Source organism: Dysgonomonas termitidis, from assembly GCF_042654545.1.
GTDB lineage: Bacteria > Bacteroidota > Bacteroidia > Bacteroidales > Dysgonomonadaceae > Dysgonomonas > Dysgonomonas termitidis.
Map to the genome: position 1 here is coordinate 11,164 of NZ_JBHSGN010000143.1, position 23,736 is coordinate 34,899.

General features: G+C 44.7%; 23 protein-coding genes and 1 pseudogene. 2 read left to right on the plus strand and 22 right to left on the minus strand.

What is annotated here, in order from left to right:
* Positions 1-18 precede the first annotated feature (18 nt).
* Both ACFO6W_RS22815 and ACFO6W_RS22820 read left to right on the plus strand, forming a co-directional pair.
* A complete protein-coding gene (locus tag ACFO6W_RS22815) occupies positions 19-465 on the plus strand; it encodes a DUF1896 family protein (protein WP_380000846.1) in 447 nt (148 codons plus the stop codon).
* The gene (locus tag ACFO6W_RS22820) at positions 452-6,217 is read left to right on the plus strand and encodes a helicase-related protein (protein WP_380000849.1); all 5,766 of its coding nucleotides are present in this window, start codon (positions 452-454) and stop codon (positions 6,215-6,217) included. Before ACFO6W_RS22815 ends, ACFO6W_RS22820 begins: the two co-directional genes overlap by 14 nt.
* A gap of 108 nt (positions 6,218-6,325) precedes the next feature.
* Here ACFO6W_RS22820 and ACFO6W_RS22825 read toward each other — a convergent pair whose 3' ends face one another.
* From ACFO6W_RS22825 to ACFO6W_RS22930, 22 genes and pseudogenes are all read right to left on the minus strand, one after another.
* Positions 6,326-6,658, minus strand: a complete 333-nt coding sequence (locus ACFO6W_RS22825) for a helix-turn-helix domain-containing protein (protein ID WP_380000851.1) — start codon at positions 6,656-6,658, stop codon at positions 6,326-6,328.
* 432 nt (positions 6,659-7,090) lie between these two features.
* A pseudogene (locus ACFO6W_RS22830) lies at positions 7,091-7,697 on the minus strand (AraC family transcriptional regulator).
* Between the two features lie 114 nt (positions 7,698-7,811).
* Positions 7,812-8,423, minus strand: a complete 612-nt coding sequence (locus tag ACFO6W_RS22835; protein ID WP_380000853.1) for a DUF1349 domain-containing protein — start codon at positions 8,421-8,423, stop codon at positions 7,812-7,814.
* Between the two features lie 309 nt (positions 8,424-8,732).
* A complete protein-coding gene (locus tag ACFO6W_RS22840) occupies positions 8,733-9,080 on the minus strand; it encodes an SH3 domain-containing protein (protein ID WP_380000855.1) in 348 nt (115 codons plus the stop codon).
* A 17-nt stretch (positions 9,081-9,097) separates the two neighbouring features.
* A complete protein-coding gene (locus tag ACFO6W_RS22845; protein WP_380000857.1) occupies positions 9,098-9,937 on the minus strand; it encodes a CPBP family intramembrane glutamic endopeptidase in 840 nt (279 codons plus the stop codon).
* A gap of 14 nt (positions 9,938-9,951) precedes the next feature.
* A complete protein-coding gene (locus tag ACFO6W_RS22850; protein ID WP_380000859.1) occupies positions 9,952-10,563 on the minus strand; it encodes an NAD(P)H-dependent oxidoreductase in 612 nt (203 codons plus the stop codon).
* A gap of 3 nt (positions 10,564-10,566) precedes the next feature.
* Complete coding sequence (locus ACFO6W_RS22855; protein WP_380000861.1) at positions 10,567-11,724, minus strand: class-III pyridoxal-phosphate-dependent aminotransferase; 1,158 nt, start codon at positions 11,722-11,724, stop codon at positions 10,567-10,569.
* A gap of 13 nt (positions 11,725-11,737) precedes the next feature.
* Positions 11,738-12,412 carry an HAD family hydrolase gene (locus ACFO6W_RS22860; RefSeq protein ID WP_380000863.1) on the minus strand — a complete coding sequence of 225 codons (675 nt, stop codon included), beginning with the start codon at positions 12,410-12,412 and terminating at the stop codon, positions 11,738-11,740.
* A 99-nt stretch (positions 12,413-12,511) separates the two neighbouring features.
* Complete coding sequence (locus tag ACFO6W_RS22865) at positions 12,512-13,285, minus strand: class I SAM-dependent methyltransferase (RefSeq protein WP_380000865.1); 774 nt, start codon at positions 13,283-13,285, stop codon at positions 12,512-12,514.
* A 25-nt stretch (positions 13,286-13,310) separates the two neighbouring features.
* A complete protein-coding gene (locus ACFO6W_RS22870; protein WP_380000867.1) occupies positions 13,311-13,733 on the minus strand; it encodes a DUF3788 family protein in 423 nt (140 codons plus the stop codon).
* Between the two features lie 6 nt (positions 13,734-13,739).
* Positions 13,740-14,222, minus strand: a complete 483-nt coding sequence (locus ACFO6W_RS22875; RefSeq protein ID WP_380000869.1) for a flavodoxin domain-containing protein — start codon at positions 14,220-14,222, stop codon at positions 13,740-13,742.
* Between the two features lie 7 nt (positions 14,223-14,229).
* On the minus strand, positions 14,230-14,553 hold the full coding sequence (locus ACFO6W_RS22880; protein ID WP_380000871.1) for a carboxymuconolactone decarboxylase family protein: 324 nt from the start codon (positions 14,551-14,553) through the stop codon (positions 14,230-14,232).
* A 1-nt stretch (position 14,554) separates the two neighbouring features.
* Positions 14,555-15,307, minus strand: a complete 753-nt coding sequence (gene bla, locus ACFO6W_RS22885; RefSeq protein ID WP_380000873.1) for a subclass B1 metallo-beta-lactamase — start codon at positions 15,305-15,307, stop codon at positions 14,555-14,557.
* Positions 15,308-15,313: 6 nt separating this feature from the next.
* On the minus strand, positions 15,314-15,790 hold the full coding sequence (locus ACFO6W_RS22890) for a GyrI-like domain-containing protein (RefSeq protein WP_380000875.1): 477 nt from the start codon (positions 15,788-15,790) through the stop codon (positions 15,314-15,316).
* A gap of 79 nt (positions 15,791-15,869) precedes the next feature.
* Positions 15,870-16,229, minus strand: a complete 360-nt coding sequence (locus ACFO6W_RS22895; RefSeq protein ID WP_380000877.1) for a TIGR04076 family protein — start codon at positions 16,227-16,229, stop codon at positions 15,870-15,872.
* A complete protein-coding gene (locus ACFO6W_RS22900) occupies positions 16,226-16,483 on the minus strand; it encodes a hypothetical protein (RefSeq protein ID WP_380000879.1) in 258 nt (85 codons plus the stop codon). The genes ACFO6W_RS22895 and ACFO6W_RS22900 overlap by 4 nt, the downstream gene beginning before the upstream one ends.
* A gap of 12 nt (positions 16,484-16,495) precedes the next feature.
* On the minus strand, positions 16,496-16,945 hold the full coding sequence (locus tag ACFO6W_RS22905; RefSeq protein ID WP_380000881.1) for a helix-turn-helix domain-containing protein: 450 nt from the start codon (positions 16,943-16,945) through the stop codon (positions 16,496-16,498).
* The gene (locus ACFO6W_RS22910; protein ID WP_044164916.1) at positions 16,926-17,777 is read right to left on the minus strand and encodes an RteC domain-containing protein; all 852 of its coding nucleotides are present in this window, start codon (positions 17,775-17,777) and stop codon (positions 16,926-16,928) included. Before ACFO6W_RS22910 ends, ACFO6W_RS22905 begins: the two co-directional genes overlap by 20 nt.
* A 29-nt stretch (positions 17,778-17,806) precedes the next feature.
* Positions 17,807-18,523 carry a LytR/AlgR family response regulator transcription factor gene (locus ACFO6W_RS22915; protein ID WP_380000884.1) on the minus strand — a complete coding sequence of 239 codons (717 nt, stop codon included), beginning with the start codon at positions 18,521-18,523 and terminating at the stop codon, positions 17,807-17,809.
* The gene (locus tag ACFO6W_RS22920) at positions 18,520-20,271 is read right to left on the minus strand and encodes a sensor histidine kinase (RefSeq protein WP_380000886.1); all 1,752 of its coding nucleotides are present in this window, start codon (positions 20,269-20,271) and stop codon (positions 18,520-18,522) included. Before ACFO6W_RS22920 ends, ACFO6W_RS22915 begins: the two co-directional genes overlap by 4 nt.
* 7 nt (positions 20,272-20,278) lie before the next feature.
* Positions 20,279-22,639 carry a carboxypeptidase regulatory-like domain-containing protein gene (locus ACFO6W_RS22925; protein ID WP_380000888.1) on the minus strand — a complete coding sequence of 787 codons (2,361 nt, stop codon included), beginning with the start codon at positions 22,637-22,639 and terminating at the stop codon, positions 20,279-20,281.
* Positions 22,640-22,792: 153 nt separating this feature from the next.
* Positions 22,793-23,329 (minus strand): dihydrofolate reductase family protein, encoded by a 537-nt coding sequence (locus ACFO6W_RS22930; RefSeq protein WP_380000891.1) that lies wholly within the window; start codon positions 23,327-23,329, stop codon positions 22,793-22,795.
* Between the last annotated feature and the right edge of the window lie 407 nt (positions 23,330-23,736).

Genomic DNA, 23,736 nt, shown 5'->3' on the forward strand with positions numbered 1-23,736 from the left:
CCACTAAAAAATCAAAAGATGAAAGCAACAAATAAATCCGCAGACGTGGAAATGTCTTATTTCCGGCTCTCCCTGTTATCCTATTTACGTGAATCGCATCCCGAAAAGGCAACCGACAAACAGTTTATCGCCTCGCGGGGTGATACGGCAGCCGAAGCATACAGTAGCATTATCAAATCGGGCGGCTCGCACGATGAAGCCGAAGAAGCCGCTTCCCAAATCCTCTATGCCGGACTGCATTTCTCTCCTTACCGCACCATTGTCAATATACTTTGGGACGAGTTTACGGACGAAACAGACCCCGCGCTGGCCGAAGGCTTGGCAATAGAGTTACTGCCCCGCCTTTCGGCTGTAATTGGAAAATATACATTGTCGGACGATTTCGCCGATAGTGCAGAGTACAGGTTACTCTACACGGAACTGACGGGCGCAATCCAAATACTTCTCGAAGATGGCGTTCAATAAGAAAGCCCGGCTTCGGGACAACATTGAGGCGATACGTTTAGCGTTCAGCCTTGAAAAAGAAGGGCGGCAGGCAACGCCCGCCGAACGGGAAATATTGGAAACCTACTGCGGTTTCGGGGGAATCAAAGCCGTGTTGAATCCCGCCGACAAGCCGGAAGACGTACAACACTGGACAAAAACCGACAGCGAACTGTTTCCGCTGGTTACGCAGTTGCACGATATATTGCGCATGGGAGCGGGAAACGCGCCGCAGTATAACCGCTATGTAAGTTCTCTGAAAAATTCCGTGCTGTCCGCCTTTTATACCCCGCCCAAAGTGGTGGACGCATTGGCTGCAGCCTTGAAAGAAAGCGGCGTTGAACCGGTGCGCCTGCTCGACCCCTCCGCCGGAACAGGAATCTTTTCCGAATCTGTCCGGTTGCTGAATCCGGGATGTGAAGCGACACAGTTTGAAAAGGATATGCTGACCGGAAAAATCCTTTCTCACCTGAATCCTGCCGAAAAAGTGCGGGTAGAGGGATTTGAAAACATCGAAGCCCGTTACAACGGTTATTTTGATGTAGCCGCCAGCAATATCCCGTTCGGCGACGTAAGGGTATTCGACCCCGCATACAGCAACGCGAAAGACGACGCCCACCGGCAGGCATCCGGCACAGTACACAACTATTTCTTTATGAAAGGCGTCGATTGCGTCCGCGAGGGCGGGCTGATCGCCTTTATCACTTCGCAGGGCGTATTGAACTCCGAAGCCAACCGCCCCGTGCGCGAGTGGCTGATGGAGCGGTGCGAACCTGTTTCCGCCGTCCGCTTCCCGAATAACCTTTTTACGGAACATGCCGGAACGGAAGTAGGCAGCGACCTCGTTATCCTCCAGAAGAAAACAGGTGTTAAGGAACTCTCACAAAGGCAGCAGGATTTTATCGACAGCAGGAAGCTCTCCAACGGCATACCGGTCAATAACCTGTTCCAGAATTTCGACCGGGTAATCCACGACAATGTAAAGGTCGGAACCGACCCTTACGGTAAACCGGCGATGGAGTTTCTCCACTCCGGCGGAGTGGGAGGCATTGCAGCCGCATTGCGCGGGATGCTGCGCGAAGATTTTTCGCGGCATCTGGATATGGAGTTGTACCAAAAACACGCCCCGCAGGTGGAGCAATCCGCCGCCCAAAGCCGGGGCTACCGGCCGACAGCGCAGGACTGGCGGGAAATGGGCGAAATGGTAGAAGCCAACAAGGAAAAAGACAGGGAATTGTTTATGGAAGCCACCCCGGAAGATTTTTCCGAACGAAAAAGTACAGCGCAATTAGATTGGGAGGAAAACAGGCTGGGTTTTGACGATGTGCTGTCGGATGACGATTTTTCCCCGGTAAGGGAGCTGAAGCCGCAAGAACAGCCATACATGCCGCCGGGAACACAAACTTCCTTGCAGTTTGACTTTTCCGACCCGGTTCCGCCGCCTGCGCAAACCAAAGAGCCGACTGCGGAGGCGAAAGCGGTGGAACCGGCGTATAACATCCAAAACCAACCGCTCATATCGCTGTATGATTTGTTCGGGTTGTCCGCCGAGGAACGCACACAAATCAAACCCAAAAACAGCCGTTCCCGCCGCCGGATGGAGATACCCCAGCCCAAAGCAAAGCAGAAGCGGAAATCTTCAAAAAAAGAAGATGACCGCGCACCGCTGGACTGGCGGGAAGAATTGATGCTGGAAGCCGGTAAAAAGAGGAAAGAAGCGGAAAGGCAAGCCAAGGAAACAAAAACAGATACCAAACCCGTTTATCCTGTCGCCGATGCCCGAAAGGAGGAACAGTCCCAAAACCTCAAAAGGGAAACGGAACGGGAAGAACGGATGAAACCCGTACCCTTTGCTGTGCCGGAGCAGGGGCTACCGAAACATTACAGGGAAGGCTCGCTGGTAACAAATGCGGACAACCGCATCGGCTATCTTCGCGACCTGAACGGTTTCAACCCCATGTTCCACCCGCTGGAGCTTTCAGCGCAGCAGGGGAAACGGGCATCGCTCTACATCGAAATCCGCGATACCTACCACCACCTCTACCTGAACGAAGCCGGCCAGTTGAAGGAAAATCCTGCGCTTCGGCAGATGCTCAATCGTCTGTACGATGATTTTACAGAGAAATTCGGCAATCTGAACGACCCCAAGAATCTTGACCTGATTAAGATGGACGCCGGAGGCCGGGAAATACTCTCTTTGGAACGTTATCGTGAGGGCAAGGCGGTAAAGGCGGACATCTTTGAACGTCCAGTGGCGTTCAACAGCCGGGAGATTACCCACGCCGACAACGCCCGCGACGCGCTGGCTGCTTCGCTCAACAAGCACGGCAAGGTCGATTTGGAGTATATGGCCTCGCTTACAGGCAGTCCGGAAGAAAGCCTACTATCAGAATTGAAGAGCAGGGTTTATTTCAATCCGCTGGTGGGCGGCTATGAGGTTGCCGACAAGTTTATCGCAGGAAATGTTATTTCCAAAGCGGACGAGGTACAAAAGTTTATCGACAGTCATCCCGGCCACGAAGCCGCCAAAGAATCGCTGGCAGCCTTGCAGGAAGCCGCGCCCAAGCCGATTGACTTCGACGATTTGGATTTTAATTTCGGCGAAAGGTGGATACCGACCGGCATTTATGCCGCATACGCTTCGTACCTGTTTGAGACCGATGTAAAAATAACGTATGCCTCCAGCCGCGACGAGTTCAGCCTCAATGCCCGCTCCCGGAACGCCAACATCACGGAGAAATACGGCGTCCGCAGCGAAAACCGCCTGTTCGACGGAGTTGCCTTGATGCGCCATGCCATGCACGACACCACGCCCGACATTACCAGGACAATCAAGGACGGCGATAAGGAAGTCAAAGTACCCGACGGGCAAGCCATCCAACTGGCAAACAGCAAAATCGACGAAATCCGTAACGGCTTTTCCGACTGGCTGCGCCAGCAGTCGCCGGAGTTCAAAGACCGGCTGGCCAATCTCTATAACCGCACGTTCAACTGTTTTGCGCGACCCGAATATGACGGTAGCCACCAGACCTTTCCGGGGCTTGACCTGAAAGCGCTGGGTATCGACGACCTGTATAAGAGCCAGAAGGACGCCGTCTGGATGCTCAAAACCAATGGCGGCGGCATCTGCGACCACGAGGTAGGGGCAGGTAAAACGCTGATTATGTGCTGCGGGGCAATGGAAATGAAGCGGCTGGGATTAGCGGGCAAACCGATGATAATCGCCCTGAAAGCCAACGTACACGAGATAGCGCAAACCTTTTGCACCGCCTACCCGGACGCGAAAGTACTCTATCCGGGGAAAGAGGATTTTACCCCTGCCAAACGCACCCGCATTTTTAACGAAATGAAAAATAATAACTGGGACGCGGTGATAATGACCCACGAGCAGTTCGGGATGATTCCGCAATCCCCCGAAATCCAGCGCGACATCTTGCAAAAGGAGCTGGACAGCGTGGAAGAAAATCTGGAAGTGCTGCGCAATAAGGGAGGGGAAGTTTCCAATTTTATGCGCAGGGGTGTCGAAAAGCGGAAAACCAATCTGGAAGCCCGCCTGAAAGGGATTACCCACCAAATCGCCAACCGCAAGGACGACGCGGTGGATTTCCGGCTGATGGGCATCGACCATTTATTCGTTGATGAATCGCACAAATTCAAAAACCTGACCTTTACCACCCGGCACGACCGCGTGGCGGGGCTGGGAAACTCCGACGGCTCGCAGCGGGCGCTTAACATGCTTTTCGCCGTGCGCACCATCCAGGACAGGACGGGCAAGGATTTAGGCGCAACCTTTCTTTCGGGTACGACCATCAGCAATTCGCTCACCGAATTGTACCTGCTCTTTAAGTACCTGCGCCCGAAGGAACTCGAAAGGCAGGGCATCAACACCTTCGACGCATGGGCGGCCATCTTCGCCAAGAAGACGAAGGATTACGAGTTTTCGGTAACCAACCAGATTGTGCAGAAAGAGCGGTTCCGGTACTTCATTAAAGTGCCGGAACTGGCTTCATTCTATTCGGAAATTACCGATTTCCGCACGGCGAAAGACATCGGTATCGACCGCCCGGAGAAGAACGAGATACTGCACAATATTCCGCCTACGCCCGACCAGCAGGATTTTATACAGAAACTCATGACCTTTGCCAAAACGGGCGACGCCACCATTTTGGGACGTCCGCCGCTTTCGGAAAGCGAGGAAAAGGCAAAGATGCTTATTGCAACGGACTACGCCCGTAAAATGTCGTTGGACATGCGCCTGATAGACCCGCAGAAGTACGGCGACCATATCGACAACAAGGCCAGCCATTGCGCCGCCGTCATTGCCGGTTACTACAAGACATATACCCCGCAGAAAGGGACGCAGTTTGTCTTTTCGGATTTGGGAACCTACAAACCCGATATTTGGAACCCGTACAGCGAGATTAAAAACAAACTCGTCACGCAGTATGGCATCCCTGCATCCGAAATACGGTTTATCCAGGAAGCCGGAACGGAGAAATCCCGCAAGGCGATGATACGCGATATGAACGAGGGTAAAATCCGCGTATTGTTCGGCAGTACGGAAATGCTGGGGACAGGAGTTAATGCTCAAAAACGGTGCGTAGCGGTGCATCACCTTGACGCACCCTGGCGGCCAAGCGACCTGGAACAGCGCGACGGGAGGGCAATCCGCAAAGGTAACGAGGTTGCCAAACTACACGCCGACAATAAGGTCGATGTGGTGATTTATGCCGTTGAAAAGTCGCTGGACGCTTATAAATTCGGGTTGCTGCACAACAAGCAGCTATTTATTAACCAGCTAAAGAATAACAATATGGGTAGCCGTACCATTGACGAGGGCAGTATGGACGAGAAAAGCGGCATGAATTTCTCCGAATATGTGGCAATCCTCTCCGGCAATACCGAATTGCTGGAAAAAGCGCGGTTAGAGAAAAAAATCACTTCGTTGGAGGGCGAACGGCGGGCGTTCACGCAGGGCAAGTCCTCGACCCGCTGGAAGCTGGAGGGAATCATGCAGACGGTGGAAACCAACAAGGGCTTTATCGCCCGCATATCCAAAGACGTGGAAGCGTTTAACGCCCGTGTGCAGGTTGCCCCGGACGGCACACGCCTGAATCCTGTAAAACTGGACGGCTTTGCCGCCACCGACCCCGTGTCCGTTGGTAAGAAACTGAACGAGATTGCCGACAAAGCGCGGACGCACGGCCTGTCGGAACCCATCGGGTCGCTTTATGGCTTTACCCTGCTGGTGAAATCGGAAACCACCGTGAAGGACGGCTTCGATTTGGTACAGAACCGTTTCTTTATCAAGGGAGAAGGCGAGATTTTGTATAACTACAATCACGGCCACCTTGCAGCCGACCCGAAGACAGCGGCGGCCAATTTCCGGAACGCCTTGGACACCATGCCCACCCTGCTGGAGAAGTACAGGACGGACAACGAAAAATTGATGAAGGACGTTCCCACGCTCAAAGCAGTGGTGGAAAGCCTTTGGAAAAAGGAAGACGAGTTGAAGGGACTGAAAGCGGAAATGGTGGTCATGGAGCGTAAAATCGAAGCCTCGCTGAAACCCATCGAGCAGAGCGTCGGCATCATGGCGGGTATCCCGAAAGAAGAAAATAAATTTGCACCCATGCCGGATAATTTGCAGACGATTAAGGCAATTATGGGCGACAGGCTGGTTGTCGCCCGACCTGCCGTCGGAATACTGGAGCGGAAGGGCTTCAAAATCTAACAGTAAAAATTGTTGGGAACATTACCATAAATGAGCGAAGCCCGCGCCTGTCATCACGACGGTGCGGGCTTCTGTTGAACGATAGTGTTTAGAAAAGAAAAATACCAATTACGGAACATCCGGTTCTTCGGGATTATTGTCGTCCGTGTCTTCGCCTTTGGCGAAATTGGCCTTGATAAAGGCTTCCACGTCGCTTTCCCTGTAAAAAGTCTTATGATAGAGCATCTGGTAGGGCAGTTCGCCCGACGAACGGTAACGCTGGAGCGTCCGCTTGCTTACATTGAGCATCTGGCAAACGTCCTGGTTGTCCAACAGCCGTTCGCCCTCCAGCAACTTCTCCTTTATCGCCATTTTTTCCAAATGTTTGTCCAATCGGTCGAACCGTGCCATAAGCCGCTCAAACCAGTTTTGCATAAATGCCGTTAATTCCCTGTCTGTCATGGCTTATTTTGTTTAGGATTATTTGCCATTTTTGTTGTTGTTTTTGCAAAGGTCGGAAGTTGAATTATCAGGTATTGACAAGTTGATAATACTTTTTTTGAAAATTATTTTTACATGATTGATTATGAGCAGATTATTTTATTAGAGAAATAACAAAGAACAAAAAACGGCTTTGGAAATTATTTTTTATGGCAGAAACAGTAGAAAAACGCCTCAAAATCGCCCAATTTGGAGACAAAAAGAGGCTTAAAATAGATATTGAACTTTATATCAACTTGATAATAGAATTTGTTTTAACTTGAAAAGAAAAAGCCGCTACCATTGCTTTTTACACGGTAGCGGGCTTTCTATCCAGGAATGATTCTATCAAAAATGTAATCTTCGTTTGTTTCGATGAAGATAACTATAAGTTGCAGTGGCAGAAGGCGGAGTCTATTCTATTGGAACATAAATTTCTGTTTTCAACTTTTCGGGAGCTGTATCTTCGGGATTGTTTATGTACTTCTCGAAGCAATGATAGTTGCGCAGTTGCTCGCCGCTTTCCGGCAACCATTTAGCGTAGATAGTGTCATAAACTGCTCCCAAATTGTCGTAAGAGCCTTGATAGAGGAACATTGCGTACTTGCCTCCTTCAATCGTTTTTACGCCGATTTCACCTTTCGGTTCAGCCTTTTTAGACAAAACTAAACAGATGTCGGTACGCAATTTGCCGGCTTCCGTTACTTTGGGGTCGTCGTGATAGATGGCGATGTGTTCAATACCTGCGGAAAAGAGCTTGTTTTCCTTTACATACTGCCACAATTTGCTCCATGCGCCGCAACAGTTTCGCCGCAGTCTCCACCCGCACCCGCATGATGTACGCACCAACAGGTTCACCCAAATACGCTTTCATCATGCGCTGGAAATGCCATTTTGAAAAATTGGATATTTCAGCCAGTTTTTCAAGGTCAATAACTGCATCGAGATGATTGTTGATGTACTCAATGACGATATTAACCCGCTGCCGGTAATCTTCTTTTGTCGATAGTCGTTGTTCCATTTTTCCTGAATGTTATCTTGAGCGCAAAGGTAAGGGCGATTATACTTTACGGCTTTTCCGATGGTGCGAACTTGATTCATTCATCTTTCAATGCTTTATCGGGAATTTACACGGTTATTTTCCCAACCTGTGATTGGAAATATAGCTATCAGTCAAACTCATTTTACCGAAAGAAGCAGGATTATTACCCGGCTTGGGAGATTGCGAACTGAGTCCCAGCCATATTTTTTGCGGATAATAGTTTTTATATATCCGGGCAAGATTCCAATCGACTCCGTTTGTCGAATAGTAATAACCTATTTGTTTTCCGTTTGATGCAATGCGCATGTACACGTAATCCTGCCCAATAATATCGTGATTATTATCATCCGAAGAGCCATCCGTTTTAACGGTAACAACACGGCATCGAAGTTTTTCGTCGCGTTCGAATGCAAATTTCAGCCAATTCTCATTATCAATGTAGATATATATTGTTCCGGCATCGTATATTTTTTCTATTTTACTCTCTACACAAGTAGTAAAAGTGAAAGGTCTGCTGTTATCTATCTCTTTCAGAAGTATAGGGGCGGTGGCCTCGGCACGCATACCGTCCGGCGAGATAAAATAATTGGAACCTCCGATACCATCAATAACCAAAAGGCTGTCACTGACCATATAATGATTCTCCGCGTCATTGATAGCTTTGGTAAACTCAATACCGGAGAATATCAAGGAAATATTTTTCATATCTGTGTTATTTTTAACAGTGTTACAACTTGTTAGTAAAAATACAGCCGCCATAATAATGCAAATAAATAAATTCATTATAATGGAAGTTGGGGTTTGTTCAATGTTACCTTCTACAACAGGTCTTATTTGCGTCATATTAATTTTCATCTTTATTATTTTTGTTAATTATTATTTACGAGAGTTTCATAATTTTGCAGAATCAGCGTCCAAAGCAACCGACGTTCAAGGCCGGAGCGATAAACGACTCCTCCCGGTCTGCAAACTCATTGAGCAGACCAAGTATTACTTCTTTTTTCATTTCGTCATTCATTTTTCCAATAATTTGATGTTTTTTACTGGTATCCAGCCCATTTCATGGGTCTTTTTATTTTCCGACCACAGCCATCCATTGAGTTCTTTTATTCCTTCAAGAATATCTCCCTCCCTGACATTCAACTCCTTTGCAGAATAATCTTCCGTTATGATTCCGTAATTATCCTCGTATCTTATTATTTGTTCCGGGACATATCCTTCGTTAGAACTGTCCGTCTTTATACAGTAAATCCAGCCTTGCCAATGTTCCGATTCGCCTTTAACGATTACTTTTTCGTTACGCTTCACCAGTAACGGACTGGGAAATTCCGTTTCATACGCTTCATTTACAACATATTCCATATTATTTCTTTTATAGTTTAATTGAATATTTTCTCATGTGATTTGTCAAAGAAAAATGCTTTTTCCTTCCATACTAAGACTGTCGAAAATATCAACAGTAATACCGTTTGTATAATTTTACTGTCGGGATGTGTCTGGAATATTTCATTGGAATATCCTGCCAGCAGATGAAACAGTACCACCAGCAGCATATTTCTACTCGTTCTGTAATACAGCCAGTTGCCTATAATCACATAAGGGATAAGGCTTACCAGAAAATTGATGGAATAAATCACGCCTGTTTCCGCAAGAACGTTCTGATAGTAGCCTTTCACAAAAGATAAGGGTATATGCCAGATTCCCCAGACAATAGCAAAAATAAGAGACGTAACCAGAAGATTAAAGCGGTTTCTTAAACAGTGTATCCCGTAGGTGTGCCAGCCAAATTCTTCCAGAATGGGCGCTAATATCAGTAAAAACCACGCGGGAAAAATACCGGCCGTAAAAGAGAGATGTTCTACAATCCTGAATTGAGACAGGCTGTATCCGAAAAACAGGGAAATTGCTTGGGCTGCAAGTATGCTCAACGGGAAAAGGAAAATCGTTAATGTCCAGAAAACAGGTCGGATGCCTTTCAACCGGAACGTTGCGGAAACAAATTCCTGTTTCATTTCCTTGTCGGGAAGTATCAAGATCATGGCAATAATGAACGGAGCACATAAACCGGTCAATCCAAGGATACTCCCACAAAAAAACACTGCCGGATTTCCTTGCCATTGACTGTGGCTTAACCATGCCCATATAAACCAACATAGCCACGGAACCAAAACAGATGTGCCGTAAAACAGTATCGGCCGATTGTACTTTTGCAGTTGCATATCAGACGTTATTTTTAAAATGTGTCACAAAATTTATCCATGTTCATTCCTAAATTCATAATCTTTTCCAAATGACTGTTCGCTACTTTCTCAAGTTCCAGTGTGCCGCCGAGTATCATCATTTCTTTCTTCTCGAATCGAACTCCCAACCTGTCGTCAAGCATTACATTTCGCATACTTCCTGCAATTCCTGTTTCTTCTAAAAAATCGTTTGGATGCCCTGCTGTACAAATGACAAGTCCCAATTTGATGTGCTTCATTTTCATTGCTTTTTCTCCATTTTGGCTATAACCATAAGCATACCCGGCGGAATAAACCCTGTCGAACCAACCTTTCATTTTTGCAGGGCAATCACTCCACCAAACCGGATAGAGAAAGACAATGCAATCAGCCCAATCTATTTTCCGGTGTTCTGCGATAACATCTTCGGATAAAGGAAGTTCGGTTTTTGCAAATCCCTCTCTTTCATATTCTTCTTCCGTCATATCGGATTGAAATTTCATTTTGTATAAATCCGATACTTCAACTTGGTGACTGCTCATATTCAGAGCCTTCAATAAAATTTGCAATACCTTATATGTAAAGGATTTATTGCTCGGATGCGCATAAATGATTAAGATATTCATATACTATTGCCGTAACAGTTCCAGTATTTCACCGATATTTGTAATTAACTTGTCTATCTCTGTTATTTCAATGACCAAAGGAGGTAAGAAACGCAGTGTATTTGCTTTGTAACCAATAACAAATCCTCTTTCAAACAATAAATCGCTGACAAGTTCGCCATTGACCGAGTTATCCAGTTCCAAAGCAATCATCAATCCTCTTCCCCGCACTTCCCTTATTTCTTGTTTGAATTTGGTGTTAAGAAATAATAATTGTTCTTTGAAATAATGTCCGGTATCAAGACAGCGATTCAACAGATTTTCATCCCCAATTGTCCTTATCACCTCCAATCCGATTACACATCCCATCGGGTCATTCTGGTGGGATTGCAAATGTCTGAACGGATTGCTCCCGAATGATTCGGATATTTTTGCACTGACCGTTACCGCGCTGACTGGATAACCGTTTCCCAAAGCCTTACCGGTTACGACTATATCCGGTAAAAAATCATAGTATTGGAATCCGAACCATTTACCCATACGTCCCATTCCGGTAGTAACCTCGTCTGCCACGACAAGACAACCGTTAGCTACTGATAATTCGACTAATTCTTTGATAAAAGCATAATCCGGGAATCTGACCATATCAATGGATGCTCCCCCTGTTTCCAGAACAAGCGCTGCAATCTCTCCAAAATTGGTTTCATCCAACGATTGCATATCGTTAAAGTGAACATTCTCAATATGGTTGTTACCGGGAGTTATCTGCCCGTATCCGTATGCGCTCAGGTAAGAATTGTGTATTTTCAATATTTTCTCGCGTCCCGTAATATTTCGCGCCATTGATATGGCAAGATTAACCGCTTCCGAACCGGAAGACAGGAAAACGCTCGAACCTTTTTCCAATCCGGTTATCCGTACAAGTTCCTGAGACAAAAATTCCGACGGATGATTTCTGAACTTGTACCCGTGATGAATAGATTGACGGATGCCCGCTTCCATTGCTTTCACAATTCGGTCGTTACTGTGCCCCAGATTGGCGCACCAGACCCCCGATTCAAAATCGGTATATTGTTTTCCTTCCGAATCATACAGGTAGCAGCCTTTCGATTTTTCCACTATTTTTTCGGATGGAATATAAAAGGGAATTATTCCGTATGAATTATCTACTTTACGCTTCATAATCTTTGTCGTTTTACAATTGATGTATTTCCCCGATAATACTTGTTATTTCGGTGAATTTTCCGATAATAAAGTCCGGATTCCGGCTTTTGAGTTGTTCTTCCGTATGGTTTCCATAGCTTACTCCGCATGTGATGCAACCGGCTTCCTGACCCATTGCCATATCATACACCGTGTCGCCTACCACCAAAGTTTCCTGTGGGCTGGAATTTGTTTTTTCAAGAATCAACAGCGCCATGTCGGGGGCAGGCTTTTTGTTTTTCACATCCTGTTCCCCAAATACCAGCGAGATGTACCGGGCAATTCCCATTCTGTCCAACAAATTCAACAACGCTTCCTTTCCTTTTCCGGAAGCCACTGCGATGGTTAGCCCGTTATCATGCAGTCCTTTTAACGTTTCCTTTACATCGGGGAACAATTTTACCGTATTAAGGCTAATTTGGTTATATTTTTCTCTATACAGTACTATCGCTTTCTCCTGCATATTCCTGTCCATCAAGTGCGCAACCCTGACAAATGTTTCCCTGAGCGGAAGTCCTATCAGGTTCTTTATACCGGATTCATTTGCTCTTTGAATACCTAACTCATCCAATGTTGCCTGGATAGTTTGTATGATACTGTCTTTTGTGTCGGCAATCGTGCCGTCAAAGTCGAGTATAATCGTTTTTATCCGGATTTTTTTATTCATTCAATCTATGCTTTTTTCTTTTTGAATTGCGATTTAACCAACATTTTATGGACAGGTTTTACTATGAATATTTCCGTAGCAATTTTATATACACTCAAATTAGTCGATTGGGTAACCATTCTTCTTCCCAATATAAAACACATAGCCATAATACGCTTTATGCCGGTTGTATAATTGAACTTCGCGGCGTTGATTGGCGATAAACTCCTCTACGGCAGGATTTCCGGTATATTTTTCCAAAAGTGCTTTTTCTGCTACTTCTCGTGGGGCAAAATAATTATCTGTCCAACATTTTTCAGGTATTATAAATGATGCAACAGGAATATAACCAACCTTTTGCATTATTGAAATATTATGTCCTATTGTATCTAATTTGCAACCTGCATCAGACCAAAATTTTTCAATTTCAGCAGGGCGTTTATCAGTAAACCATGAAGGACATGTTACTACAACATAGCCACTCTTTTTTAGAAAGTCTTTCCAATGGGTTAAACCCTTTTCAAAACCTATATTATCAATAGCCCCTTCTGACCAAATAAGGTCAAGTTCTTCTTTTTGAAAAGGAAGGTTTTCCATTGAGCCAACAATGCCATTTACTCTTTCTTGGAAATTTAATTTTTTGGCATTATCGTTAAAAACAGTAATAAAATCAGGGAATAGGTCTAAACCCGTAATTATTCCGGTAATATTTTGCGCGAGAACCATTGTTTGCCCGCCGGTTCCGCAACCTAAATCGGCTACCCGTGAAAGATTATGATTATCCAGGAAGCTTAATGCCTTAATAGTCATTTCAGAACTACCAGGCCCCTGCCGCTCCAATCCTACATGAGTTTCAATGATTAAATCAATAATTGATATTTGTTCATTTTTCATTGTTTTTTACTTTATTTTAATTTTATTATTTTGTCAAATCCTTTTTATACTTTGCTATTTTCAGTAAATCGGTTAATTGTTCTCTCGTATTGATATTGATTATTAATGGAATTAATTTCCCCGCCGGTTTGGTGTGAAAAAATACTTCTTTAATTTGCTCTGAAATATCCAAAGACGCAATGCTTTCGAGGTGTTTTTCCGTGAAGTAAAACGAGATTTTGAAAAAACCTTCCCAAACTGAAAGCCATAAGATTGTCTTTTTCTTGTCGCAAACTTTGCACAACCATGATTTGCCGTCTTTATAGTAGTTCCAAGTGACCGTTAATGAAAATTCGTCTTGAGTTAGCCTTGTTATCATTTCTTCAAAGACATTGTAAACATTGCCGAGTACATCTTTTAAAACTTCTTTTGACGGAAAGATATTTTGTTCCTTTAATAATTGACTCATGATTCCTTACTTGTTGATTTCCTGTACAAATCTATCTATATTATCGCTGTTTATGTCCGAAACGCTTTTATCCGTTTTAGCAATACGCTTGATAATTGCGCGTTCAAAGAAATTCATTTTCTCGAACTGAAATTCACCTCCGGCAAAGCATGTTGAAACGGCATGTTGATGTAATGCCTGGGGATAGGCATTTGTCAATTCCTGTTGTCGCTTGGACGTGTCCGGTTCCATTCCGCAAATGAACAACGCCAATCGCTTTTGCGTCAATACTGCAATGTTGTCCTTGCAGAAACGTTGCATCGTTTTTGATGATGTTCCGGCATAAATGGATGTGCCTAAAACTATTCCATCAAAGGAATTGAGGTCGGGACATTTCACTTTTTTCAGGTCAATGATTGATACCTGACTGCCGGTTAATTGCCCTGCAATCATTTGCGCAACCTTGGCGGTTGTTCCATGCTTGGATGTATAAATAATAGCAGCTCTCATTAGTTTTTTATTTTGCATTATCATAGGCTTCCAAAGCCGGAATCAAACAACTTGCAATTCCCTTGATACCGCAAACGGTAGTCGTCATGATGATTGCTTCTTTCAACTCATCGCGGGTGGCGCCTGCCCGTTTTGCCATCGGCACATGGGCGGTTACTGCTGTCGTTTCGCCCTGTGAGGCGCGAATAGCAATGTAAATCAGTTGCTTCACCTTGGGTTCCAAGGATTTCATGCTGCTGACGGATTGGATTAATCCGCCGAAGGCTTGTGCCACTTCAGGAGATTCTTCCTGAAAGACTTCCATTAAATTTTTCTGTTTCTTTGTTTCCATATTATTTTATTTTTAAATGTTGCTGTAATAATCCTTTTGTATGCTGCAATATTTCTATGCCACCGATTTGCCCATGACCAGGAATTACAATTTTGGCATCTGAAAATTTAGCTATAACCTTTTTGATGGTCGGACTCCATTCGTCTATAACAGCATCTGATAAATTACCAAGTCCTTTGGAATGAATATCTTTTGCCATACATCCTGCAAATAAAATTTTCTCTGAAGGAATCCACACAACAATGTTATCAGATGAATGACCACCGCCTAAATAGTAGCAAGAAACATCTATATCGTGCAATTTTAACGAAAGTGAATCACTAAAACCTTGTTGGGGTATAGGCAAACTCTTTCCTTTAGTAATGTCAATCGTCATCTGATTGGCGTATGATTTTACGCCCTTTGAATGAAGATAATCCAAGCCGCCGAGACAATCTTCGTGCCAATGGTTGGGAACGAAAGTAGAAACAGTGGCTTTTAACGAATCGGCAATCCATTTCACCAAAGTTTCCGTTTGACTGTCGGTTGCCGGAGTGTCAAAAAGAAACGCTTCGTCCTTGCTTACCAAAATCAAGCCGTTGGAAGAGACTTTGCCGAATCCGTCTATTTCAGAAACAGATACATGAACGTATGCCTTTTCCGAAAGTTTTATCAATTCGACGTCTTCGGAAATCCGTATCTTCGGGTAATCGGATTGCGCCCGTAAAGGCAACTGAATGAACAATATAAAAAGAAAAAACAGATGTGTCTTCATTTTATTCTAATCCTGTTTAATAACCGGAACCCATATTTCACTTTTATAATCGGGCGAACTCATATCTCCATCGGAATACCACTCAATTTCCGGTGCATCGGCATGTTGATAACCCGACGACGGAAACCATTCATTGAATATGTACCGGCATCCGTCCTGTACGGCTTTGGGCATCGCGCCGGTTATCTCGAAGACAATCCACTGTGCGGCGGGAATATCCAACTTCTCAAATCCGGCGGGACATTCTTTTGTTGTCGCGGCGGCAATCCAGTAGTCAAAGCCGTTATCGTGCATTTCCGCGCATACACCCAGTACGCCCGACGGCTTCAGATTGGAAAGTTCGCCCAGCCTGTTCATTGTTTCTTCGGGCAAACTTGCCCACATTCGCGGAATTTTGATGAAATTCTCGCCGTTTTCGATGGATGTAAAATTCTTTACTCCAATGACGCTGAATGCGTCCAAATTAACTGTTCTGTACTTCATATTTTATTTTCTGTTGTCATAACAGGTTATTCAAACTAATTATTTTGCTGCCTTTACTCTCATAATAATGAAACATTCATCACAGCGCCTCCTGATTAATAAACTTCCCTTTAAAAAAATTCTCGTTATCAAGTTTCTTTGCTGTCAGTCGAAATATAACGCAACCGTCCGGGCATACAACGTTCTTGCTGTATTTGCCGTCGCCACCGATGTTTTCTAAATCGCCGCCGCTCCTAACGGCTTCCATAATCGGGAACATAATCATCATCACTTTGGAGCAAATCCCCTGTCCATCTGAATTTACAGGGCAGCCGTATGTACAGGTGTATTTGTCGCCGATTTCTTCGCCGTTCCGGCAATATCCCTCGGTGCGGTCGCCACGGAGAAAGCCGGTTACCTCAACAGTAAATTCGTATTCTTCTTTATACCATTTTTTCATAATTGTTCCTCCTTATGAAATGTAACGTGCTTCTCCTTCATGGAGATTTTCCCCACACGATAGCCAAATTGCGCCGCTTCCTTCTTGCAGGTTAGAAAGGAATGGTCGATATCAAAGCCGAGAACAGCTTTGATGTCTTCATAAGTGAGTTTCAGCGTTTCACTCCCATTTGCTTGCAGGTGTTTCCATAATGGTTCGTATTTACTCATATTTTCAATCCTCCTCATTTTGTAATTTGTATTTATTTTCGTCATCTTTTTGTCCGATTAGCTTACAAAAATACTACTATTTAATGACTTTATCGCCGTCTGATACGAATCTGCAATCTTTAAACGATTGATAACTGAATCCACTATTGATTCCGTCAGGTTAAATCCATCCAACAGATAACCTTTGCGGATACAAAATGGATTAACATTAAATTCCTGCAAAAAAGACACTAAAGTATTGGTATTGGGGAAAGAAAAATCTTCTGCAATTACTGCTACTTCATCGCAGGTTTGCGCCAAACGCTTCATTATCTCCGTAAAGCGGCGTTTCTCCATATATTCCTGAATACTGAATGATGTTTGTTCATAGAATGCTTCATTGAGTTGTTTTTCCGTAAAACCCAATTCATTGGAAAGGTGTTGCATATCAATGGTTCCTTTCAGGTTCCATTCGATATGAATAAGCGTTTCCATACTTGCATTTCTACTATCGTTTATCATCTTCATCCATCTTGTCATTAAGTTCATCTGTCAAAGAATCAAGGAATAACGTCCTGCTATCCTTACGGCTTCTGATATTCAGATAGATACGGTAAATATCTTTCAAATCAATATTGAGAAAGTTCCCAAAATAGTCGGCAAGTTCCTTTATATCAACATTTCCCTTGTCAATGCTTCCTTTAACGTATAATCCATAAATCAGTTCCGTAAGGTCTGTTTTTGAATCCGTCCATGTATGTTTGGATTTGGAAATGCAATAACTTTCTTCTGTAAAGGATTGAGACTGTTGTTCCAGTTTGATAATTTTCCCGTTTACATATACTGTCAGCATTTCATTTGCCAATATTTTTGCTACCTTGAAATCATGGCTTGTAGAGAATTTTGTATCCCGCTCAAAATAAAAGCTATCCAGAATGAGTTGTATATCAGGCTTCCCCATGAGAAAGTAATATTTATCCAAGTGAGTACTTCCGGAACGGTAATAATGGTAAAAATCAAAATTCATATCGAAGAAATATTTGATTCTGCTTAACACACTCTCCAGATAAGATTTTTTATCATTATAGCTGCCTGTCGGCATCCGCATTTCAATATTGTAAATTTTGTTATGATAGACTAATTGGCTGAACAATTGAGGCTTGATTTCTTTAAAGAAAATTATTTCTTCCGTTTGGTCTTTGAAAGTATAATCCAAAATGAATGTTTTTAAATCTTCAAAGGTTTTCTCCAGCACTTGAATTATTTTCAACGACTTCTGAGAAATATCGCTCTCCGACAATTCAATTTTCTGAATGTCGGCATAAATACTTTCCTTGAGATTACACACAAACTGTTCCATCTTGCCTTTATTAGAAATCACTTATCTTGCTAAACAAGTTTCCCATTTACAAACTTCTCCATAAAACTGTCCCTGTAACGGCTGCCGATAGCCAGTTCGTGTGTGCCTATGTAAATATCGTTCACATCGAAGGAATCAATCTTTTCCAGATTGACAATATACGACTTGTTGGTACGCAGGAATATTTTCGGTGGAAGTTGCTCCTGAATGGCTTTCAGCGTATGCTTCGTAATGATTTTCCGGTCTGCCGTTTGAAAGACTACGTAATCTTTCAATCCTTCGATAAACAGGATGTCGCGGAAAAGGATTTTGAAGTAGCGGCGGTCTGACTTCACGAAGATATGCTCCTGCGTAATGGTTTCCACGCTGCTTTTCTGTGATTTGTCCTGCAAGAGTTGCAGGTAATCGCAGGCTTTGGAAACGGCTTTTTGGAAACGTTGCGGTTCAATGGGCTTCAGAAGGTAATCCACGGCATCGAGTTCATAACTGTCCACCGCATATTCGGGATAGGCGGTAGTGAATATCACTAAAGTGTTGTCCTTGACGGTGCGGGCAAACGTTATCCCGTCCGTGCCGGGCATACGGATGTCGAGGAATACCAAATCAACGGGATGGCCGAGCAGGAAATTTCCTGCCGATTCGGCATCTCCGAAACTTCCCGACAAGTCCAGCGCCGGGGTATCTTCCACCAACAGGCGGATAGCTTCGCGGCCTAAGGGTTCGTCATCAACAATAATACAGTTCATATCTTTTTATATTTAAGTTCAATACTTAATTGTACCGTGTAGGAGGTTTCGTTTTCGGTTATCTCCAGCCGATACCTGTTTCCGTACAGCAAATCGAGGCGGCGGCGCACATTGGGAAGCCCCAGTCCCCCGACTTCGTCCTTTCGCATCGGGCGGAGCGGTTTGGAGTTGATACACCCGAAACACAAATTGTCGTTTTCCCTGCCAAACCGGAGCCGGACGAAAGAGAGGTTACGGTTGTCGTTGTTATGTTTCACGGCATTTTCCACAAAGGGAATAAACAACAGCGGAGGCAGTGAAATTTCTTCTACGCCGTCGTCTGCCGTAATGCTGAACTCGAAATTATCCCTCCGCAGCTTTTCGAGGTTCAGATAGTCGGTCAGAAAACGTATATCATCGCCAAGGCGTATGGATTGCTTCGTGAAGCCGTGGAACTGATATTGCAGCATGTTGCTCAATTTATGAAGGACATTAGCCGCCTCGTCGGGATTTTTCTTCGTCAGGACGATAATGTTATTGAGCATGTTGAACAGGAAATGTGGGTTCACCTGATTTTGCAACTGTTCCAGTTCCGAGCGCAGTCTTGCCGCTTCGAGTTCGGCGATATGCCGTTCGTTCCGTACCCAATGTTGGAAAAGGATGAAAACATTCACGCTAATCATCGGAAAACTTATCTTGATGGTATTGGTAATGGTATATAATACCTGCATCCACGCAGAGAAGTGCCAGGCGCTGAAAGTAAACTGATCGTTATACCATCCATTACTATCGGCGATTCCCTTAAAATAAGTCAGCTGCATGGGTATGACAACCACGAGCGCCGACAGCGTTACCGACATCAAATAAGCAGGCATTCTGTTCCGCATCATCAATTTCGGCATTAATACATGGATACTGAAATATATCAGGATTAGATAAATAGACAGTGATAACGGCAGCATAAACAGGAGCGAAAACCATGTTCCATTGAGATTGGAGCTTAGTATCAGCGTGAATACTATTATCATCAACAGATGCCGTACTCCACGATAACGTTTCTCCGTCAATAAATTCAGGAGGGGTGATGACAGGTTGAACATTTGTGAGGGAAGTTCCCCCGGTGCGGTATGCCGCTTGTGTTCACTTTCATACAGTTGCAGGCGGAGCGATTTGCTTAGCTTCATCAACAGGGTGGAAGCTTCGGAAGGCGATTGCCGGACAATACCTGCTGTCCTGTCGAGCGTCTCAAACAATGCTTCGGAATCAATCCGTGTCCTGACTTTCTCCAATTCGCTCCGGGCGCTCTGTTCTTCCAAATCCCGCATCCGTGCGCCTGACTGCTTCCAGAGACGCATGAAGATAACAATCGCCGTCCCTGCCACACTGATAAAGTAAACGGCAATGCCGGAGAGCATCTCAAAAAATAAAATACTGTCTTCCGAAAAATACAAGTCTCTTCCGGGCGACAAGTGATAGTGGTCGATGAACAAGCGCTCAAAGCCTATTTCGATAGCGATAAAAATTATTGCAAGCGCCAGCAATGAAACTATATATGCCGTAAAACGGTTTCGCAATAACAGGCGGGGTACGAGTACACGGATATTCAAAATTGTTGCAGCAAAATAAGTCAGCGTAATCAACACAATCTCTACAACCAACGCTGTATGGGCAATACGCAGTCCTTCCGATGAAATCAGATAAATCCTTCCCATAGCGACAAAGCCCAATACCGCGATAAGCGCCAAATTATTTGCTATCTTCCGTTTCATGTTTCTTTTAAAACGTCACTTTATAGTAAATATTGGGTATGCTGACTGCAGCTCCTGTCTTGTCCATTTGCCCGGTTCGGTAGTTATAGTCGAAATTCACGAACTCTTTTTTACCTGTCACATTTAGCATTTTTATTCCAAACTCATGTACCAGACCCGGCCTGTTGATTTTAAGATTCACAGTTACGTGTGCAACAAATACGGCAGGATTCTGACTGTCCATCACGCGGTTCTCATCTTCAATGGGGCGCTGTCCGGCAAGTGACGCCGCTTCATCGAGGGGCGTATAATAACCGCCGCCCATCCAGTTTAGGCGAATGTTTACACCCAGTATGTTCTGCCTCTTTCGTCCAAGCATCCACTCTTTTCCGCCAAGTACATTGGTCAGGAAATGGCGGTTATAACGGGTATTGCGCCATACGCCGTCGCTACCGCGATATTTGGAATCGAAAGCGGAAGCTGTCAGCATGTAATAGTAACCGCCTTTCAGATACCGTTCAAAGGTGAAATCGACACCGAAATTCCGCCCTTTTCCGTCGTTTACCAACTGTTTGGACATGTAAAAGTCGGTTTGGTTGATAATGGAAATGCCGCTGCCAGGCACGACAGGCACATCGTACAGGTATTGGAAATAGGGTTCGACCTTGAAGTGCATATTGTCCGAAACATGCAAATCGTAGCTTAATACCGCATGAAATGCTTTGGCGAAGTCAAGATTTTTATTCACGAGGCGATTGCCTGTTTCCGGCGTGGTAACGAAATAATAATCGAGCCTCTCGTGCCTGCTGTGCGAACCAACTGCCAAAGCAAACACATGTCGCGGGGACGCCTGCCAGCGGATGCTTGCCCGTTTTTCAAATGTCCAGTGCCGGTTGAGTGCAAAATATTGCACGTTCAGTCCCAATTGGGCAGTGAACTGTTCATTGAACTGATAAGACGACTGGGTGAACACCGAAGTCAGCAGGCTACTTCCGTCGGCATCGGCAAAATTCATCATCGGTTCACCGTTGGAGTAGGGGTAGTTCGGTACGATATTGTAGTTATCGTCATAGAACAAACCGGTCAGCGTGATACCGGTACGGTTTGTGTGACGGGCGTTGAACTTCGTGTTCAGGCAGGAATTGAAAACAAGACTGACGTTTTTGTCCAGCATGTCCAGTATCTGTTGAGGGTTTTGACGGTTGGCATCGTAGAGGTCGGCTTGCGAATGATTCTTTGCATACGTGGCGGCTAAAGTGGATTTCAGGTAACTGTTTTCGTTGAGGAAAATCTTGTGCCCCAGTCCTGCCGCTCCCATATATTGGCGTGCTTTCTGCTCGATTGGAATGTAGTCGTAGCCGGTCAAGTCATCCGGCAAGTCACTGATAAAACCGTCGGATGTGCCGATGCCCCACAGCGAGAATGTTCCTGCTTTTTTTGTCGGAAGATTGATTTTGAACGACAAGTCCTGATAACGCATATCGGAAACCTTTTCCAAATCGCCGCCGACAATATCGCCAGCCAAAGCCATCGACGAATAACGGTAATTAAACAGGTAAGAAGCCCGCCCGCCCTTTTTGAAAGGACCTTCGGAAGCAAATTCCACGCCGAGCGTCCCTACTTGCGCCGTGTGCTCATATTGCCGGTTGTTTCCGTTGCGCAGCGCCATGTCAAATACACCGGACAACGCATTGTTGTATTCTGCCGGAAAAGCACCCGCCAAGAAGTCGGAATTACCCAGCACCTGTGAACTGAACGCTGTCAGGATGCCTCCGCCCACGCCGCCAATTTCGGGATAATGGCTTGGGTTGGGTATTTCAACGCCTTCCAATTTCCATTGCAGGGATTGCGGCGAATTGCCCCGGATGGCGATGCTGTTGCTTGTTACATCGCCCGCTACGCCCGCAAACGAACCGACCAGCCGTGCAGGGTCATCGAAACCGCCTGCATAACGGCTTGCTTCTTCCACGCTGAGCATCCGCGCCCCGGCCAATGCCATCGGGTTGAGCGGCGCTTCCTTGTTCGTCTTCGGACGGACAACTATTTCGTCCAATGCCTGTACATTTTCCTTCATTGTAATCTCCAGTACGGTTTCTTTAGCTGACGAAACCATCACTTCCCTGATTGTCGCCGGTTCATATCCGACAAACGACGCCTGGATGTTATAGCGTCCGACAGGCAGTGGCGGCAGATTGAAAGCCCCCTGTTCATCCGTTGTCGTCCCAACGGTGGGATTTGTGTTCAACACTATCACCGTTACATACGATAATGTTTGTCCCGATGCCGCATCGGTGACGACCCCCCGGATGTTTCCACCCGGCTGCGCCATCGCCTGTACTGATAACCCGGCAATCATAATTGCCCATATAACGAATACCTGTTTCCTCATGTCTGTTTTCTATTTTAATTTGAAGCGACAAAAGTAAAGGCATTCAAAATACACAAAAGGATTTTTCGACAAAACACGGTGGTTTTTCGACCAAAACGGATTTTTGAATGTATTTTTTAGGAAGTTGTCTATTTTTGATTCGTAAATGTTCTGTTATGCGGATAACACGTAATCGACCTTTAATATACCGGATTCAAACGTCTTGCTGCCGCGCAATTCCCATTTTGATATTTTCATCTTGGATGGGAACAAAGGAATGCCGTCTCCAAACATAACAGGGATGTAACAAAGGTGCAGTTCATCCACCAAATCATGGTTCAACAAAAGTCTTATCGTTTGCCCGCCACCTAAAAGCCAAATATCCTTACCATCCTGACGTTTGATTTGACGTATGTATTCCAATACATTTTCAGTAAGATACGATACGTTTGCTTTAGGAGGAAGATTATTTTTTCGACGGGAAAGCACATAAGTTGTTTTGTCTTTGTACGGCCAATCCACATCAAAAGATGTTATCTCCTGATATGTACCATGCCCCATAAGGATAGTGTCTATCGAATTGTAAAACACTTTATCCTTAAATTCTTTCAGGGAAGGAGCATTAAGTCCTGCTAACCAATCTATTCCGCCATCAGGATAAGCAATGTAACCATCAAGCGACACAGCGATGAAAACTTTAATCTTTTTCATTTTTCTTCAATTTAATTGTTTATACTGTGTTCGCCTGCATCCAACGAAAAAGCGTGGAATCCACACTGCTCCGATACGAGGTACTGGCATACCTAAGAATGAAACAGGCAATTCCACGCCATACTTTCGTATAGCATGAACATTGCGCGTTGGTCTCATTCTTAGTTTTGAAAAGTGCCAGTTTTCGTATCGAGACGTTCAGCGAACGTTATGTTATATAAACGGCTTTACAAGCCGCTATTTTCTATTTTTCAGGGGCAAAGGTACAAATTCTTTGCCTATATTCATACTGTCCGAAAAATAGAAATAGAAAAGGTATTGATTGTTGTGGTTTCTCTCAAAAAGCAGTTATCGTGGCGAAGTTATTTGAAGCAATGGATAAACGAAGCAAGGTAAGGAATTTCGCT

Coding starts and splice junctions, on each gene's coding strand:
- ACFO6W_RS22815 (WP_380000846.1), top strand. CDS start 19: ATGAAAGCAACAAATAAATCCGCAGACGTGGAAATGTCTTATTTCCGG.
- ACFO6W_RS22820 (WP_380000849.1), top strand. CDS start 452: ATGGCGTTCAATAAGAAAGCCCGGCTTCGGGACAACATTGAGGCGATA.
- ACFO6W_RS22825 (WP_380000851.1), bottom strand. CDS start 6,658: ATGACAGACAGGGAATTAACGGCATTTATGCAAAACTGGTTTGAGCGG.
- ACFO6W_RS22835 (WP_380000853.1), bottom strand. CDS start 8,423: ATGAAAAATATTTCCTTGATATTCTCCGGTATTGAGTTTACCAAAGCT.
- ACFO6W_RS22840 (WP_380000855.1), bottom strand. CDS start 9,080: ATGGAATATGTTGTAAATGAAGCGTATGAAACGGAATTTCCCAGTCCG.
- ACFO6W_RS22845 (WP_380000857.1), bottom strand. CDS start 9,937: ATGCAACTGCAAAAGTACAATCGGCCGATACTGTTTTACGGCACATCT.
- ACFO6W_RS22850 (WP_380000859.1), bottom strand. CDS start 10,563: ATGAATATCTTAATCATTTATGCGCATCCGAGCAATAAATCCTTTACA.
- ACFO6W_RS22855 (WP_380000861.1), bottom strand. CDS start 11,724: ATGAAGCGTAAAGTAGATAATTCATACGGAATAATTCCCTTTTATATT.
- ACFO6W_RS22860 (WP_380000863.1), bottom strand. CDS start 12,412: ATGAATAAAAAAATCCGGATAAAAACGATTATACTCGACTTTGACGGC.
- ACFO6W_RS22865 (WP_380000865.1), bottom strand. CDS start 13,285: ATGAAAAATGAACAAATATCAATTATTGATTTAATCATTGAAACTCAT.
- ACFO6W_RS22870 (WP_380000867.1), bottom strand. CDS start 13,733: ATGAGTCAATTATTAAAGGAACAAAATATCTTTCCGTCAAAAGAAGTT.
- ACFO6W_RS22875 (WP_380000869.1), bottom strand. CDS start 14,222: ATGAGAGCTGCTATTATTTATACATCCAAGCATGGAACAACCGCCAAG.
- ACFO6W_RS22880 (WP_380000871.1), bottom strand. CDS start 14,553: ATGGAAACAAAGAAACAGAAAAATTTAATGGAAGTCTTTCAGGAAGAA.
- bla (WP_380000873.1), bottom strand. CDS start 15,307: ATGAAGACACATCTGTTTTTTCTTTTTATATTGTTCATTCAGTTGCCT.
- ACFO6W_RS22890 (WP_380000875.1), bottom strand. CDS start 15,790: ATGAAGTACAGAACAGTTAATTTGGACGCATTCAGCGTCATTGGAGTA.
- ACFO6W_RS22895 (WP_380000877.1), bottom strand. CDS start 16,229: ATGAAAAAATGGTATAAAGAAGAATACGAATTTACTGTTGAGGTAACC.
- ACFO6W_RS22900 (WP_380000879.1), bottom strand. CDS start 16,483: ATGACGAAAATAAATACAAATTACAAAATGAGGAGGATTGAAAATATG.
- ACFO6W_RS22905 (WP_380000881.1), bottom strand. CDS start 16,945: ATGAAGATGATAAACGATAGTAGAAATGCAAGTATGGAAACGCTTATT.
- ACFO6W_RS22910 (WP_044164916.1), bottom strand. CDS start 17,777: ATGGAACAGTTTGTGTGTAATCTCAAGGAAAGTATTTATGCCGACATT.
- ACFO6W_RS22915 (WP_380000884.1), bottom strand. CDS start 18,523: ATGAACTGTATTATTGTTGATGACGAACCCTTAGGCCGCGAAGCTATC.
- ACFO6W_RS22920 (WP_380000886.1), bottom strand. CDS start 20,271: ATGAAACGGAAGATAGCAAATAATTTGGCGCTTATCGCGGTATTGGGC.
- ACFO6W_RS22925 (WP_380000888.1), bottom strand. CDS start 22,639: ATGAGGAAACAGGTATTCGTTATATGGGCAATTATGATTGCCGGGTTA.
- ACFO6W_RS22930 (WP_380000891.1), bottom strand. CDS start 23,329: ATGAAAAAGATTAAAGTTTTCATCGCTGTGTCGCTTGATGGTTACATT.